Origin of the sequence: Roseomonas sp. FDAARGOS_362 (assembly GCF_002754815.1) — a bacterium.
Taxonomy (GTDB): domain Bacteria; phylum Pseudomonadota; class Alphaproteobacteria; order Acetobacterales; family Acetobacteraceae; genus Roseomonas; species Roseomonas mucosa.
The window spans coordinates 4,062,013-4,075,678 of record NZ_CP024588.1 but is presented as its reverse complement, the minus strand read 5'-3'; the positions used below and the strand labels follow the sequence as shown (position 1 = coordinate 4,075,678).

Sequence of the window (13,666 nt, the reverse complement as noted above, 5' to 3'; positions counted from 1 at the left end):
GGGGGTCCCGCCGGCCGCTGTCCCGATCGGATCAGGGGGATGGCCGGTTCGCGCCTGCGCTGTTCCTGGAACCCTTGGGGGAGGGGGATGATCGACGCGCATGTCCCTCTTCCTGGGCACCATCACCAACAAGCTGGACAAGAAGGGGCGCGTCTCCATTCCGGCCCCGTACCGCTCGTTGATGGCCCGGTTGGGCGTCGAGGAGCTGATCCTGCGCCCCTATCACCTGGACCCCTGCGTCGAGGGCTGGCCGCAGAGCGCCTTCGAGCAGTATTCCGCCGACGCACAGCCGGCCGATCCCTTCGAGGACCCGCAGGACGACCTGTTGCTGACCCTTTTTTCCCAGGCCGAGAGCATTCGACCGGATTCCGAGGGGCGCGTGGTGCTGAGCGAGGCACTGATCGCCTATGCCAACCTCAGCGAGAGCGTGGCCTTCGCCGGGCTGGGCAAGAAGTTCCAGATCTGGGAGCCCAACACGCTGAAGGAACGCCAGGCCGCCGCCATGAAGGCGCGGCAGGAGAAGCAGCGCGCCCGCGAGGCCCTGCAGACCGCCCTGGGCATCGACGGCCGCCGCGCCGGCAGGGACGAGGCATGAGCGACGGCCTCGACTTCACCCGGCGCCAGGGCCATGCCCCGGTGATGCTGCGGGAGGTGCTGGACAGCCTCGCCCCGCGCGATGGCGGCCACTATCTTGACGGCACCTTCGGCGGCGGCGGCTACACCGCCGCGATCCTGGAGTCCGCAGACTGCACCATCTGGGCGGTGGACCGCGACCCGGACGCGATCGCCCGCGGCGCCGCCCTGGCGGAGCGCTTCGCCGGCCGTCTGCGCCTGATCCCCGGCCGCTTCGGCGACCTCGCCGCGCTGGCCGCGGAGCACGGCATCCCGCCGCTGGACGGCGTGGTCTTCGACCTCGGCGTCTCCTCCTTCCAGCTCGACGAGGCCGGGCGCGGCTTCTCCTTCCGCGCCGAGGGGCCGCTCGACATGCGGATGGAGCGCGAAGGCCCCTCGGCCGCCGATCTCGTGAACACCCTGCCGGAGCGCGAGCTGGCCGACATCCTCTGGCAGCTCGGCGAGGAGCGGCATTCCCGCCGCGTCGCCCGCGCCATCGTCGCCGCCCGGGCCGAGGCGCCCATCGCCACCACGCTGCGCCTGGCCGAGATCGTGCGCGGCGCCGTGCCGCGCGATCCGTCGGGCATCGATGGCGCCACCCGCTCCTTCCAGGCGCTGCGCCTGAAGGTGAACGACGAGCTGGGCGAGGTGGAGCGCGGCTTGGCCGCCGGTGCCGAGGCCCTGGCCCCGGGCGGGCGTCTCGTCGTCGTCGCCTTCCACTCGCTGGAGGACCGGATCGTGAAGCGCTTCCTGCGCGACGCCAGCGGCCGCACGCCCGCCGCCTCCCGGCACGATCCCGCCGCCCTCCGCCCCCGGACGGAGGCCCAGCGCTTCCGGCTGCTGACCAATTCCGCCCTCCGCCCCGAGGCGGAGGAGACCCGTTCCAACCCGCGCGCGCGCTCCGCGAGGCTGCGCGCCATGGAGAGGCTTGCCCCATGATACGCCCGCTGACGCTGCTCACTCTTCTCGCCGCCAGCGGGGCGGGGCTGCATCTGTACAAGGTGAAGCACGAGGTCGCCCTGCTCGACCGCGAGCTGGCCCAGATCCAGGCGCAGACCGAGGCCGCCAAGGCCCGCACCGGCATCCTGAAGGCGGAGTGGCAGCTCCTGAACGAGCCCGAGCGCCTGCGCCGGAACGTCGAGCAGTACCTGCCGCTCGAAACCATGCAGCCCGGCCAGTTCATCCGCGCCGCCGACATCGACAAGCGCCTGCCGCAGGCTGTGGCCTTCGCCGGGCCGCGCAACCTCTTCGCCGTGCCGGCCGACACCGCTGTGGCGGCCGCCGAGACGGCCGGGCAGGACGAGGCGGCGCCGGCCGCCGCCGCTTCTGCCGCGCCAGTCGCGTTGGCCTCCGCCGCGGCCACGGCCGCCCTGGCGGTGCGCGCCGCCGAGGCCACGCCATCCGCCCGGAGCAGCGAGCCCGCCTCGCCGGTCAAGACGGCCGAGAGCCCGGCCCGCACCAGCCCGCGCAAGACCGAGACGGCCGAACGCCCCGCGCGCCGCGAGACGGAACCCGCGCGCCGCGAGCTGGCGCGCCATGCCGAGCCCGCGCCCCGCGTCCTGGAAGCGGTGGAGCGCCGCGAGCAGGCGCCGCGCGCCGTGCCGGTGGCCGCCCGGCCCGCTCCGGTTCCGCCGCCCCGTCCGGTCGCGCCGCAGATCGCCCAGGCCGCTCCCATCCCGAGCCAGGGCCGCCCGCTCTACCGCCCCGCCATGGCTGCGCCGGCGGCCCCTGTCCCCGGTGCCTCCGCCCTGGGCGGCGTGCGCAGCATGCTCGCCCCGCCGGTGCCGCTGGCGCCGCCCGTGCCCGTCGCCTCCGCCGCCACGCGATGAACCCGCCCCGCGCCCCGAAGGCCGACGACGCCCCGCCGCTGCTCCATACCCGTGCGCGGGTGGAAGGCCGGAACCCCGGTGAGCATGGCGGCACGGGTGGCCGCGGGCGCGGCTCGCAGCCGGACCTCGCCCGCCGTGCCGCGCTGGAACGCTCGCGCGGCCGGCTGGTGATCACCGCGCTGGGCTTCGGCCTGCTCTTCGCGGCGGTGGGTGCCAAGCTCACCCTGGCCACGCTGATCGACCCGCGCGAGCCGCGGCGGATCGCCATGCGCCCCAATACCGGCGCACCCGTGGCCACCGCCGCCTCGCGCGCCCCGATCACCGACCGCAACGGGGAGATCCTGGCCGTCTCCCTGCCGGTGACGGAGCTGGTCGCCAACCCGAGGGTGATCGACAACCCGGCCGATGTCGCCGACAAGCTGATCAGGATCCTGCCGCAGATGGAGCGCGACAAGCTGGTCGCGCGGCTGTCGGGCGACCGCCAGTTCGTCTACATCGCCCGCGCCCTGACGCCGCGGCAGACCCAGGCGGTGAACGACCTCGGCGTGGCCGGGCTGGAGTTCCACACCTCCGAGCGCCGCTACTATCCGCAGGGACGCGCCGCCGTGCACGTGCTCGGCAACGTGGACGTGGACAACGAGGGCGTCTCCGGCGTCGAGCGCTTCTTCAACGAGCGGCTGCGCCTGAAGCCCGAGGAGGAGCTGCGCCTTTCCCTCGACGTGCGCGCCCAGGTGGCGATGCGCGATTCGCTGCAGCAGGCGATCAACGACTTCAACGGCATCGGCGGCACCGCGATCTTGGAAGACGTCCGCACCGGCGAGATCATCACCATGATCTCGCTGCCGGACTACGATGCCGGCGACATCGGCGGCGCCACGCCGGAGCAGCGCTTCAACCGCGCGACCGTCGGCACCTACGAGCCCGGCTCGACCTTCAAGCTGCTCACCGCCTCGATGGCGCTGGAAAGCGGCACGAGCAACATCTACAGCAGCTTCGACGCCAGGAACCCGCTTCGCATCGGCCGCTTCACGATCCGGGACTTCCAGGGCAAGAACCGCGTCCTCTCCTTTCCCGAGGTCCTCGCCTACTCCTCCAACCTCGGCGCCGCCCGCATGGCTTGGGCCGCCGGGCCGCAGCGGCAGCGCGACTTCCTGCTGCGCATGAACATGCTCTCGAAGCTGCACCTGGAGTTGCCCGAGCTCGCCACGCCGCTGGCGCCCCCGGCCTCGCTGTGGAAGGAGGCGAGCACCTACACCATCGCTTTCGGCCAGGGCATCAGCGTCACGCCGCTGCACGTGGTCAACGCCATCTCCACCATCGCCAATGGCGGCATCCTGCGGCAGCCGACCCTCGTGGCGCAGCCGCCGGGGGTGGAGCGCCCGGGCACGCGCGTGATCTCGGAAGCCACCACCGCCATCGTGCGCAAGCTGATGCGCCTCGTGGTGACGGACGGCTTCGGCAAGACCGCCGAGGTCCCCGGCTACTTCCCCGGCGGCAAGACCGGCACGGCGCAGAAGGCCGGCGCGCATGGCGGCTACGTCCAGGGCAAGCGCATCGCCGCCTTCGTCGCCGCCTTCCCGATGCAGGCGCCGCGCTACGCGATCTACATGATGATCGACGAGCCGAAGCCGAACGCGAAGAGCTACGGCTACGCCACCGCCGGCTGGGTCGCAGCGCCCGCCGCCGGCCGCGCCATCGCCCGCGTCGCGCCGATCCTGGGCATGGTGCCGGACGATCCCAAGGACCCGGCGATCAACCAGGCGCTCTACATCCCGCTGCAGCCCGGCCGTGGTCCTGCGCCTTCCGCGCCGGCGGCGAGCAAGCCCGCCCAGGCTTCCGTGCCCGCCACCACCCGCCCGGCCTCGACCCCGATGCGGGCCGCGCCGCCGCCGGCCACCGCCACGCCGCCCGGCACGCCGGAACACCCCGCGCGCGGCCCGCTGCGCGTCACCGATGCCAGCGAATGGCGCAACGCGGAGGCGTCGCCGCCACGATGACGACCGCGACCGCCCCAGGGCATGGGGATGCCGCGATCGCTCTCGACCGGCTCGCGCACACCATCGGCCTTTCCCTGCCGCCAGGCATATCCGGGACCACTGCCCGCATCGCCGGGGTGACCGCCGACAGCCGCGCCGTGGCGCCGGGCTTCCTGTTCGCCGCCCTGCCCGGCTCGCGCAGCGACGGGCGCGCCCATATCGGCGATGCGGTGGCGCGCGGCGCCGTTGCCGTGTTGGCGCCGGAAGGCACTGCCTGGCCGGAGGGCGTGCCCGCCCGCCCGCTCCTCGCCGCTCCGGACGCCCGCCGCGCCCTGTCGCTGGCCGCCGCCGCCTTCCACGGCGCGCAGCCGGAGGTGCTGGTCGCCGTCACCGGCACCAACGGCAAGACCAGCACGGTCGATTTCCTCCGCCAGACCTGGACCCTGGCCGGCCGCCGCGCCGCCTCGCTCGGCACGCTGGGCCTTGTCGCGGAGGGCTTCCCGCCCGGCCCCTCGCTGACCACGCCGGACCCGGTGACGCTGCACGCCACGCTGGCGGAACTCGCCCGGAACGGCGTCACCCATGCGGCGATGGAGGCATCCTCGCACGGGCTCGACCAGCGGCGCCTGGACGGGGTCCGCCTCGCCGCGGCGGGCTTTTCCAACCTGACGCGCGACCATCTCGACTACCACGGCGGCATGGCGGGCTATCGCGCCGCCAAGCTGCGCCTCTTCGGGACCGTCCTGCCACCCGGTGCCCCGGCCGTGGCCAATGCCGACATGGAGCCGGAGACGCTGGCGGCCCTGCGGAACATCGCCCGCGACCGGGGCCTGCGCCTGCTCACCGTGGGCGAGGCCGGGCTGGACATCCGCCTGCTGCGCCACGCCCCCCTGCCCGAGGGCCAGGCGCTGGAGATCGATGTCTTCGGCCGCCGCGCCAACCTCACCCTGCCCCTTCCGGGCCGCTACCAAGCCGACAACCTGCTGATGGCCCTCGCCCTCGCCGTGGCCACCGGGATTGATGCGGAACGGGCCATGCCGCTGCTGGAACGGCTGCGTGGCGTGCGCGGCCGCATGGAGCTCGCCGCCCGCCTCGCCAACGGCGCCGCCGTCTATGTGGACTATGCCCATACCCCGGACGCGCTGGAGCGCCTGCTCGCCGCGCTGCGCCCGCATGTCGGACCGGGCGGGCGGCTGCATGTGGTCTTCGGCGCCGGCGGCGACCGCGACCCGGGCAAGCGCCCGCTGATGGGCGCGGCCTGCGCCCGCTTCGCCGACCGCTGCTGGGTGACCGACGACAACCCCCGCTCCGAGAACCCCGCCGCCATCCGCGCCGCCGTGCTCGCCGCCTGTCCCGGCGGCATCGACGCGGGCGACCGCGCCGCGGCCATCGCGGCCGCCCTGGAGGACCTGCGCCCTGGCGACGTGCTGGCCGTGGCCGGCAAGGGACACGAGAGCGGACAGACCATCGCGGGCGTGACCACGCCCTTCGACGATGCCGGGGTGGTGCGCCGCCTCGCGGGGGCGGCGGCATGACCGGCACCCCACTCTGGAGCAGCGAGGAGCTGCGCGAGGCCACCGGGGGCAGCATCCCCGAGGGCATCGCCGTCACCGGCCTGTCGATCGATACCCGCAGCCTGCAGCCCGGCGACCTCTTCATCGCGCTGCGCGACCAGCGCGACGGGCATGACTTCGTGGCCGCGGCCCTGGATTCCGGCGCCGCCGCCGCGATGGTGGACCGCCTGCCGCCGGAGATGCCGGAGCAGGCGCCGCTGCTGCGCGTCGCGGACACGCTGGCCGGGCTCGCCGCCCTGGGCGCCGCCGCGCGGGCGCGCTCCACGGCCCGCTTCGCCGCTGTCACGGGAAGCGTGGGCAAGACCACGACCAAGGAGATGCTGCGCCAGGGCCTCGCCGCCCTGGCTCCCACCCATGCGGCAGTGGCCAGCTACAACAACCACTGGGGCGTGCCGCTCACCCTGGCCCGCCAGCCGCGCGACGCCGCCTATGCGGTGATCGAGATCGGCATGAACAACCGGGGCGAGATCGCCCCCCTCGCCCGCCTCGCCCGGCCCGAGGTGGCGGTGATCACCATCATCGCCGCCGCCCATGTCGGGCATCTGGGCTCCGAGGCGGAGATCGCCGAGGAGAAGGCCGACATCCTGGCCGGCATCGCCCCCGGCGGCACCGCCGTCTTCCCCGCCGACGGCCCGCATGCCGCGCGGCTGGCCGAACGCGCGCGGGAGGCCGGTGCCCGGCTGGTCAGCTTCGGCGAGGCGGAGAGGGCGGATATCCGCCTGCTCGACTGGCAGGGCACGGCCACCGGCTCCATCGCCCATCTGTCGCTGCACGGCATGCGGCTCGGGCTGAAGCTGCCCGTCCCCGGCCGCCACATGGCGCTGAACGCCCTGGCCGCCCTGGGCGCGGCCGAGGCGCTGGGGGCCGATCCGGTGCGCTTCCTGGCCGCGCTGGAGGGCTTCTCCCCCACCGCCGGGCGGGGCCAGCGCCAAGCGATCCCGCTGGAGGAGGGCGGCGAGTTCCTCCTCCTGGACGAAAGCTACAACGCCAACACCGCTTCGGTCGCCGCCGCCCTGGCCGTGCTGGCCGCCCAGCCCACCCCGCCCCCGGGGCGCCGCATCGCCGTGCTCGGCGACATGCTGGAACTCGGAGAACACGGGCCAGACCTGCACAGATCCCTTGCCCCGGCGGCGGCGGCGGCGGCCGACCTCGTGTATTGCTGCGGCCCGCTGATGCGCGGGCTTTTCGAGGCCCTCCCCCCGGGGAAGCGCGGCGCGCATGCCCCGGATTCCGCGAGCCTTGCTCCGGTCCTGGCCAGTGCGGTGCGCGGCGGCGACGCGGTGATGGTGAAAGGTTCGCTCGGCAGCCGCATGGCGACAGTGGTCGCGGCGCTGAAGGGCAGACGGAAGGAAGTTCCTGCGTGATCTACAACCTCGTCACACCCTTCGGCGAGCAGTTCCTCCTGTTCAATCTCATCCGCTACACGACCTTCCGTGCCGGCGCCGCCTGCCTGACGGCGCTGCTGGTCTCCATGGTCTTCGGGCCGGCGGTGATCCGCTGGCTGCGCACCTTCCAGCGTGGCGGCCAGCCGATCCGCACGGACGGCCCGGAGCGCCACCTGGTCGAGAAGAAAGGTACGCCCACCATGGGCGGCGTGCTGATCCTGATGAGCCTGGGCATCGCCACCCTGCTCTGGGCCGACTTGCGCTCGGGCATCGTCTGGGCGGTGCTGCTGATCACCATGGGCTATGGGGCGCTGGGCTTCTGGGACGACTGGCTGAAGGTCACCAAGCGCAACACCAAGGGCGTTTCCGGCCGCATGAAGCTGCTGGTCCAGGGTGGGCTCGGCCTCCTCGCCGCCCTCTGGATCACCTGGCTGATGCCCTACAACCTCCAGGGCGCGCTGGCCGTCCCCTTCCTGAAGGACGTCCTGCTCCAGCTCGGCCTGTTCTTCCCCATCGTCGGGATGCTGGTGATGATGGGCGCCTCCAACGCGGTGAACCTCACCGACGGGCTGGACGGGCTGGCCATCGTGCCGGTGATGATCGCGGCCGGCGTCTTCGCCCTGATCACCTACCTCGTCGGCAACCACATCTTCGCCGACTACCTGCAGCTCAACTTCGTGCCCGGCACCGGGGAGCTCGCGATCTTCCTGGCCGGACTGATCGGCGCCGGGCTTGGCTTCCTCTGGTTCAACGCACCGCCCGCCGCGGTCTTCATGGGCGATACCGGCTCGCTCGCCCTGGGCGGCGCGCTGGGGGGCGTGGCGGTGGCCACCAAGCACGAGATCGTGCTGGCCATCGTCGGCGGCGTCTTCGTGGTGGAGACGGTGAGCGTGATCATCCAGGTCTTCTGGTACAAGCGCACCGGCCGCCGCGTCTTCCTCATGGCGCCCCTGCACCATCACTTCGAGAAGAAGGGCTGGGCCGAGCCTACGATCGTCATCCGCTTCTGGATCGCCGCCATGGTCCTCGCCCTGGTCGGCCTCTCCACCCTGAAGATCCGGTGACAGCCATGGCCCGCGACCTCACCTCGCCCGACATCTCCCGCGGCCGGGAGCCGCCGCGGCGCGCCTCCGACACGCTGCCGGAGGGCTATGACTTCAAGCCCTTCGCCAACCGCCACATCGCGGTGGTCGGGCTGGGCAAGGCCGGCCTGCCCGCCGCCTACCGGCTGCGGGACTGGGGCGCGGAAATCGTGGTCTGGGACGACAGCCAAGCGCAGCGCGAGGCCGCCGAGGCCGCCGGCTTCACCGTGGCGGACGTGACCGCCGCGCCCTTCGCCCAGGACACGCTGCTGCTCTCCCCCGGCATCCCGCACCGGCTGCCGCGCACCCACCCGGCCGCGGCCCGGGCACTGGCGGCGGGGGCGCCGATCCTCTGCGACGCGGAGTTCCTCTTCCTCGCCGCCCGCGCCGCCGGCTCCAAGGCGCAGTTCGTCGGCATCACCGGCACCAACGGCAAGTCCACCACCACCGCCCTGCTGCGCCACATCCTGAAGGGCGCCGGGATGCCGGTGGCCGCCGGCGCCAATCTCGGCCCCGCCGCCACCGCCCTGCCCCTGCTGGCCCGCGGCGCCTATGTGCTGGAAATGTCGTCCTACATGCTGGAGCGGCTGGACGCGCTCCACTTCGACCTGGGGGCGATGCTCAACCTGAGCCCCGACCACCTGGACCGCCATGGCGGCATGCCGGGCTACACCGACGCCAAGGCCCGCATCCTCGCCGGCAACCGGGTCTCGGTCCTGGGGATGGACGACGCGGCCTCCCGCGCCCTGGCCCCGCGCATCCGCAACCGGCTGATGCCCATCTCCGGCACCACGCCGCAGCCCGGCGGCGTCTGGGCCGAGGGGCGCCTGCTGCGCGACGATGCTGGCCCGATCCTCGATCTCGGCGAGGCCGCCGCCCTGCCGGGCACGCACAACGCCCAGAACGCCGCCGCCGCCGCCGCCCTGGCGCTCGCCCTCGGCATCACCCGGGCGCAGCTGGCGGAGGGGCTGCGGAGCTATCCCGGCCTGCCGCACCGGCAGGAGCGCGTGGCGGAGCGGGGCGGCGTCCTCTACGTCAACGACAGCAAGGCCACCAATGCCGACAGCACCGCCTGGGCGCTCGGCACCTACCCTCGCGTGGTCTGGATCGCCGGCGGCGTGCCCAAGGAAGGCGGGATCGAACCCCTGGCCTCCCTCTTCCCGCATGTTGCCCATGCCGTGCTGATCGGCCGCTGCGCCGGGGAATTCGCCGCCACCCTCGCCGCCCATGGCGTGCCGCACGAGACCGCCGGCACGCTGGAGGCCGCCCTGCCCGCCGCCCGCGCCGCCGCGCAACGCCTGGGCGCGCCGGTGGTCCTGCTGAGCCCCGCCGCCGCCTCCTTCGACCAGTACAGCGGCTTCGAGGCGCGTGGCGAGCACTTCCGCACCCTGGTGCAATCCCTGGAAAAGGCGGCCTGACGCATGTCCTTCTCGCGCGCGGATTCCTCGGTCCTGGGACGCTGGTGGTGGACGGTGGACCGCTGGACGCTGGCCGCCATCTTCATCCTGGTGGGCTTCGGCTACGTGATGATGCTGGCCGCCTCCCCGGCGGTGGCGGAGCGCATCGGCGCCTCCTCGCGCGACTTCTTCATCTGGCGGCAGGTGGGCTACCTCGCCCTCTCCATCGCTCTGATGATCATGGTTTCCCTGCTCTCGCCCCGGCAGGTGCGGCGACTGGCCATCCTGGGCTTCGGCATCGGCCTCGCGCTCACCGCCGCGACCCTCGTGGTGGGCGTGGAGATCAAGGGTGGCCGCCGCTGGCTGCCGATCCCCGGCCTGTCGCTGCAGCCCTCGGAATTCCTCAAGCCCTGCTTCGCCATCGTCGCCGCCTGGCTGCTGGCGGAGGTGCGCGGCCCCGGCCCCGTTTCCCGCTGGGCCGGCTGGCTGATCGCCGGCGGCTGCTGGGTGATGATCGCCTTCCTGCTCAAGAGCCAGCCGGATATCGGCATGCTGCTGGTGGTGACCTCGGTCTTCTTCACGCAGCTCTTCATCGCCGGCCTGCCGGTGCTGCTGGTCGGCGCGCTGGGCGGGCTCGGCGTGCTGGGCGGCGTCGGCGCCTACCTGACCCTGCCGCATGTGCGCTCCCGCGTGGAACGCTTCCTCGACCCCTCCACCGGCGACAACTACCAGGTGAACGTGGCGCTGGAGGCCTTCGGCAACGGCGGGCTGATGGGCACCGGCCCCGGCGAGGGCCGCATCAAGAACGTGCTGCCCGATGCCCATGCCGACTTCGTCTTCGCCGTGATGGGCGAGGAGTTCGGCATGATCGTCTGTGCCCTGCTGATCGCGGTCTTCATGTTCATCGTGGTGCGCGGGATGCTGCGCCTGCTGGCGGAAACCGACCTCTTCGTCATCCTGGCCGCGACCGGGCTGCTGACCCAGTTCGGGCTGCAGGCCTTCATCAACATGGGCTCCACCCTGCACCTGATCCCGACCAAGGGCATGACCCTGCCCTTCGTCTCCTATGGCGGCTCATCCTCGCTCGCCATCGCGCTGGGGCTGGGCTTCCTGCTGGCGCTCACCCGCCGCCGCAGCGGCCGGGCGATGGAGGAGGCCCTGTGAGGGGTCCGGCCGTCCGCAGCTTCGTCGTCGCCGCCGGGGGCACCGGCGGCCACGTCTTCCCGGCCGAAGCCCTGGCTGCCGAACTGGCCGCGCGCGGCGAGCGCGTGGTGCTGATGACCGATGCCCGCTCCGGCGCGCTGATGGAGAAGGGCGGCACCCGCTTCGAGGGGATGGACCGCTTCATCCTGCCCGGCGCCGGGCTGGCCGGGCGCGGGGCGCGGCGCGCCGCCGCCGGGGCGCTGGCCCTGGCGCGCGGCACGATCCAGGCCCGGCAACTGCTGGCCACGCTGAACCCGGCGGCGGTGGTCGGCTTCGGCGGCTATCCCTCCGTGCCGCCCATCCTGGCCGCCCGGCTGCTGCCCGCCGCCCGCCGCCCCGTGGTGGTGCTGCACGAGCAGAACGCCGTGCTGGGCCGGGCCAACCGCTTCCTGTCGCGCGGCGCGGACCTGCTGGCCCTGGTCTTCGAGGACACCGCCCGCATCCCGGAGGGCGTGGCCACCGAGGTGGTCGGCAACCCTGTCCGCCCGGCCCTGCGCGCCCTGGCCGGGCAGGGCTTCCTGTCCCCCGCCGCCGGCGCGCCCTTCCACCTGCTGGTCCTGGGCGGCAGCCTGGGCGCCCGGGTCTTCGCCGATGTGGTGCCCGAGGCCATCGCCCGCCTCGCACCCGGGCACCGCGCCCGGCTGCGCGTCACGCAGCAATGCCGGGCCGAGGATCTGGAGCGCACCCGCGACGCCTATGCCGCGGCCGGGGTGGCGGCGGAACTCGCGCCCTTCTTCCCCGATGTCGCGGCCCTGTACCGGAACGCGCATCTGGTGATCTCCCGCGCCGGCGCCTCCTCGGTGGCGGAACTGGCCTGTGCCGGCCGCCCCGCCATCCTGGTCCCGCTCCCCGGCGCCATCGACGACCACCAGAGCGCCAATGCCCGCGCCATGGCGGCCTCCGGCGCTGCCGAGGTGATGTTGCAGGCGGGAAACCAGTCCGGGAATCCGGACGGTTTCACGCCCGCGGCGCTCGCTTCGGCGTTGACCGCCCGGCTGGAAGACCCTACCCGCCTCATTCCGGCCGCCGCCGCCGCGGCCGGGCTCGCCCGCCCCGATGCCGCCGCCCTGCTCGCCGACCGCGTGCAGGCCCTGGCGCATTCGCACACGACCCGCTGAGAGGGAGCCCGCCCTATGCGCGCCCTGCCGCTCAATATCGGCCCCATTCATTTCGTCGGCATCGGCGGCATCGGCATGTCGGGCATCGCCCAGGTGCTGCACAACCTCGGATACCACGTCCAGGGCTCCGACGTGGCGGAAGGCTACAACATCGCCCGGCTGCGCGAGGCCGGGATGCAGGTCCATATCGGCCATGACGCCGCCAATCTGGGCGAGGCCGCCGTGGTCGTCGTCTCCTCCGCCATCAAGCGCGACAACCCGGAGCTCCAGGCGGCGCGGGAGCGCATGATCCCGGTCGTCCGCCGGGCCGAGATGCTGGCCGAGCTGATGCGCCTGAAATGGTCCATCGCCATCGGCGGCACGCACGGCAAGACCACCACCACCTCGCTGGTCGCCACGGTGCTGGAGGCCGCGCGCCTCGACCCGACCGTGATCAACGGCGGCATCATCAACGCCTATGGCAACAACACCCGCCTGGGCGAGGGCGACTGGATGGTGGTGGAGGCCGACGAGAGCGACGGCTCCTTCCTCAAGCTGCCCGCCGTGGTCGCCGTGGTCACCAACATGGACCCGGAGCACCTGGACCACTGGGGCACCGCCGAGGCGATGAAGGAAGGCTATGCCCAGTTCGTGGGCAACATCCCCTTCTACGGCTTCGCGGTCCTCTGCGCCGACCATCCGGGGGTGCAGGCGATGATCCCGCGTCTGTCCGACCGCCGCATCGTCACCTACGGCTTCTCGCCCCAGGCCGATGTGCGGGCCGAGCGCGTGATCACCGACCGCATGGGCGCCACCTTCGAGGTCGTGGTGCAGGACCGGCTGAACAAGCGGACCCGCCACCTCAAGCCCTTCCGCCTGCCGATGCTGGGCCAGCACAATGTCCAGAACGCGCTGGCCGCCATCGCCGTCGGCGTGGAGATGGAGGTGCCGGAGGAGACGATCCGCACCGCGCTGGTGGGCTTCAAGGGCGTCAAGCGCCGCTTCACCCGCGTCGGCGACGCCGGCGGCATCACCGTCATCGACGACTACGGCCACCACCCGGTGGAGATCGCGGCGGTGCTGAAGGCCGCCCGCCAGGCCGGCGCCCGCGACGTGGTCGCGGTGGTCCAGCCGCACCGCTATTCCCGCCTGCAGATGCTCTTCGAGGAATTCTGCAAGTGCATGAACGACGCCGGCACGGTGATCGTGGCCGACGTCTACGCGGCCGGCGAGGCACCGATCGAGGGCGTGGACAAGGACGCGCTGGTGGAGGGGCTGCGCGCCCATGGCCATCGCAGCGTCGTCCCCCTGCCCGGCCCGGACTCCCTGGCCGAGATGGTGCATGCCATCGCCCGCCCCGGCGACTACGTGGTCTGCCTCGGCGCCGGCAACATCACCGGCTGGGCCCATGCCCTGCCGGAGCAGCTCGCCGAGCTACAGGCCCGCTCCGGCCCGCGCGACGCCTTTGGCGCGCCTTCCCGCCGCGCCATCGCCAGCGCGCCCTGAACCGG

The 13,666-nt window shown here is 73.3% G+C and carries 11 protein-coding genes; all 11 read left to right on the top strand.

Annotated elements, in window-relative coordinates; all coding sequences use genetic code 11:
* Nucleotides 1–100 precede the first annotated feature (100 nt).
* The 11 genes from CTJ15_RS23140 to murC are packed head-to-tail and all read left to right on the top strand — an operon-like array spanning nucleotide 101 to nucleotide 13,661.
* On the top strand, nucleotides 101–595 hold the full coding sequence (locus tag CTJ15_RS23140; RefSeq protein WP_075822863.1) for a division/cell wall cluster transcriptional repressor MraZ: 495 nt from the start codon (nucleotides 101–103) through the stop codon (nucleotides 593–595).
* Nucleotides 592–1,551, top strand: a complete 960-nt coding sequence (gene rsmH / locus CTJ15_RS23135; protein ID WP_075822862.1) for a 16S rRNA (cytosine(1402)-N(4))-methyltransferase RsmH — start codon at nucleotides 592–594, stop codon at nucleotides 1,549–1,551. The genes CTJ15_RS23140 and rsmH overlap by 4 nt, the downstream gene beginning before the upstream one ends.
* Nucleotides 1,548–2,441: a hypothetical protein gene (locus CTJ15_RS23130; RefSeq protein WP_099782059.1), complete on the top strand. Its 894-nt coding sequence runs from the start codon at nucleotides 1,548–1,550 to the stop codon at nucleotides 2,439–2,441. Before rsmH ends, CTJ15_RS23130 begins: the two co-directional genes overlap by 4 nt.
* Nucleotides 2,438–4,438, top strand: coding sequence for a penicillin-binding protein 2 (locus tag CTJ15_RS23125; RefSeq protein WP_099782058.1), 2,001 nt, complete (start codon nucleotides 2,438–2,440; stop codon nucleotides 4,436–4,438). The genes CTJ15_RS23130 and CTJ15_RS23125 overlap by 4 nt, the downstream gene beginning before the upstream one ends.
* Nucleotides 4,435–5,952: a UDP-N-acetylmuramoyl-L-alanyl-D-glutamate--2,6-diaminopimelate ligase gene (locus CTJ15_RS23120; protein WP_019459408.1), complete on the top strand. Its 1,518-nt coding sequence runs from the start codon at nucleotides 4,435–4,437 to the stop codon at nucleotides 5,950–5,952. The genes CTJ15_RS23125 and CTJ15_RS23120 overlap by 4 nt, the downstream gene beginning before the upstream one ends.
* On the top strand, nucleotides 5,949–7,355 hold the full coding sequence (gene murF / locus CTJ15_RS23115) for a UDP-N-acetylmuramoyl-tripeptide--D-alanyl-D-alanine ligase (protein WP_075822929.1): 1,407 nt from the start codon (nucleotides 5,949–5,951) through the stop codon (nucleotides 7,353–7,355). The genes CTJ15_RS23120 and murF overlap by 4 nt, the downstream gene beginning before the upstream one ends.
* Nucleotides 7,352–8,440 carry a phospho-N-acetylmuramoyl-pentapeptide-transferase gene (gene mraY / locus CTJ15_RS23110; RefSeq protein WP_019459410.1) on the top strand — a complete coding sequence of 363 codons (1,089 nt, stop codon included), beginning with the start codon at nucleotides 7,352–7,354 and terminating at the stop codon, nucleotides 8,438–8,440. The genes murF and mraY overlap by 4 nt, the downstream gene beginning before the upstream one ends.
* Nucleotides 8,441–8,445: 5 nt before the next feature.
* A complete protein-coding gene (gene murD / locus CTJ15_RS23105; RefSeq protein ID WP_226946181.1) occupies nucleotides 8,446–9,876 on the top strand; it encodes a UDP-N-acetylmuramoyl-L-alanine--D-glutamate ligase in 1,431 nt (476 codons plus the stop codon).
* Between the two features lie 3 nt (nucleotides 9,877–9,879).
* Nucleotides 9,880–11,019: an FtsW/RodA/SpoVE family cell cycle protein gene (locus CTJ15_RS23100; RefSeq protein ID WP_019459412.1), complete on the top strand. Its 1,140-nt coding sequence runs from the start codon at nucleotides 9,880–9,882 to the stop codon at nucleotides 11,017–11,019.
* On the top strand, nucleotides 11,016–12,176 hold the full coding sequence (locus CTJ15_RS23095) for a UDP-N-acetylglucosamine--N-acetylmuramyl-(pentapeptide) pyrophosphoryl-undecaprenol N-acetylglucosamine transferase (RefSeq protein ID WP_099782057.1): 1,161 nt from the start codon (nucleotides 11,016–11,018) through the stop codon (nucleotides 12,174–12,176). Before CTJ15_RS23100 ends, CTJ15_RS23095 begins: the two co-directional genes overlap by 4 nt.
* Before the next feature lie 15 nt (nucleotides 12,177–12,191).
* The gene (gene murC / locus CTJ15_RS23090) at nucleotides 12,192–13,661 is read left to right on the top strand and encodes a UDP-N-acetylmuramate--L-alanine ligase (RefSeq protein ID WP_019459414.1); all 1,470 of its coding nucleotides are present in this window, start codon (nucleotides 12,192–12,194) and stop codon (nucleotides 13,659–13,661) included.
* Nucleotides 13,662–13,666 lie beyond the last annotated feature (5 nt).

Coding starts and splice junctions, on each gene's coding strand:
- CTJ15_RS23140 (WP_075822863.1), top strand. CDS start 101: ATGTCCCTCTTCCTGGGCACCATCACCAACAAGCTGGACAAGAAGGGG.
- rsmH (WP_075822862.1), top strand. CDS start 592: ATGAGCGACGGCCTCGACTTCACCCGGCGCCAGGGCCATGCCCCGGTG.
- CTJ15_RS23130 (WP_099782059.1), top strand. CDS start 1,548: ATGATACGCCCGCTGACGCTGCTCACTCTTCTCGCCGCCAGCGGGGCG.
- CTJ15_RS23125 (WP_099782058.1), top strand. CDS start 2,438: ATGAACCCGCCCCGCGCCCCGAAGGCCGACGACGCCCCGCCGCTGCTC.
- CTJ15_RS23120 (WP_019459408.1), top strand. CDS start 4,435: ATGACGACCGCGACCGCCCCAGGGCATGGGGATGCCGCGATCGCTCTC.
- murF (WP_075822929.1), top strand. CDS start 5,949: ATGACCGGCACCCCACTCTGGAGCAGCGAGGAGCTGCGCGAGGCCACC.
- murD (WP_226946181.1), top strand. CDS start 8,446: ATGGCCCGCGACCTCACCTCGCCCGACATCTCCCGCGGCCGGGAGCCG.
- CTJ15_RS23100 (WP_019459412.1), top strand. CDS start 9,880: ATGTCCTTCTCGCGCGCGGATTCCTCGGTCCTGGGACGCTGGTGGTGG.
- murC (WP_019459414.1), top strand. CDS start 12,192: ATGCGCGCCCTGCCGCTCAATATCGGCCCCATTCATTTCGTCGGCATC.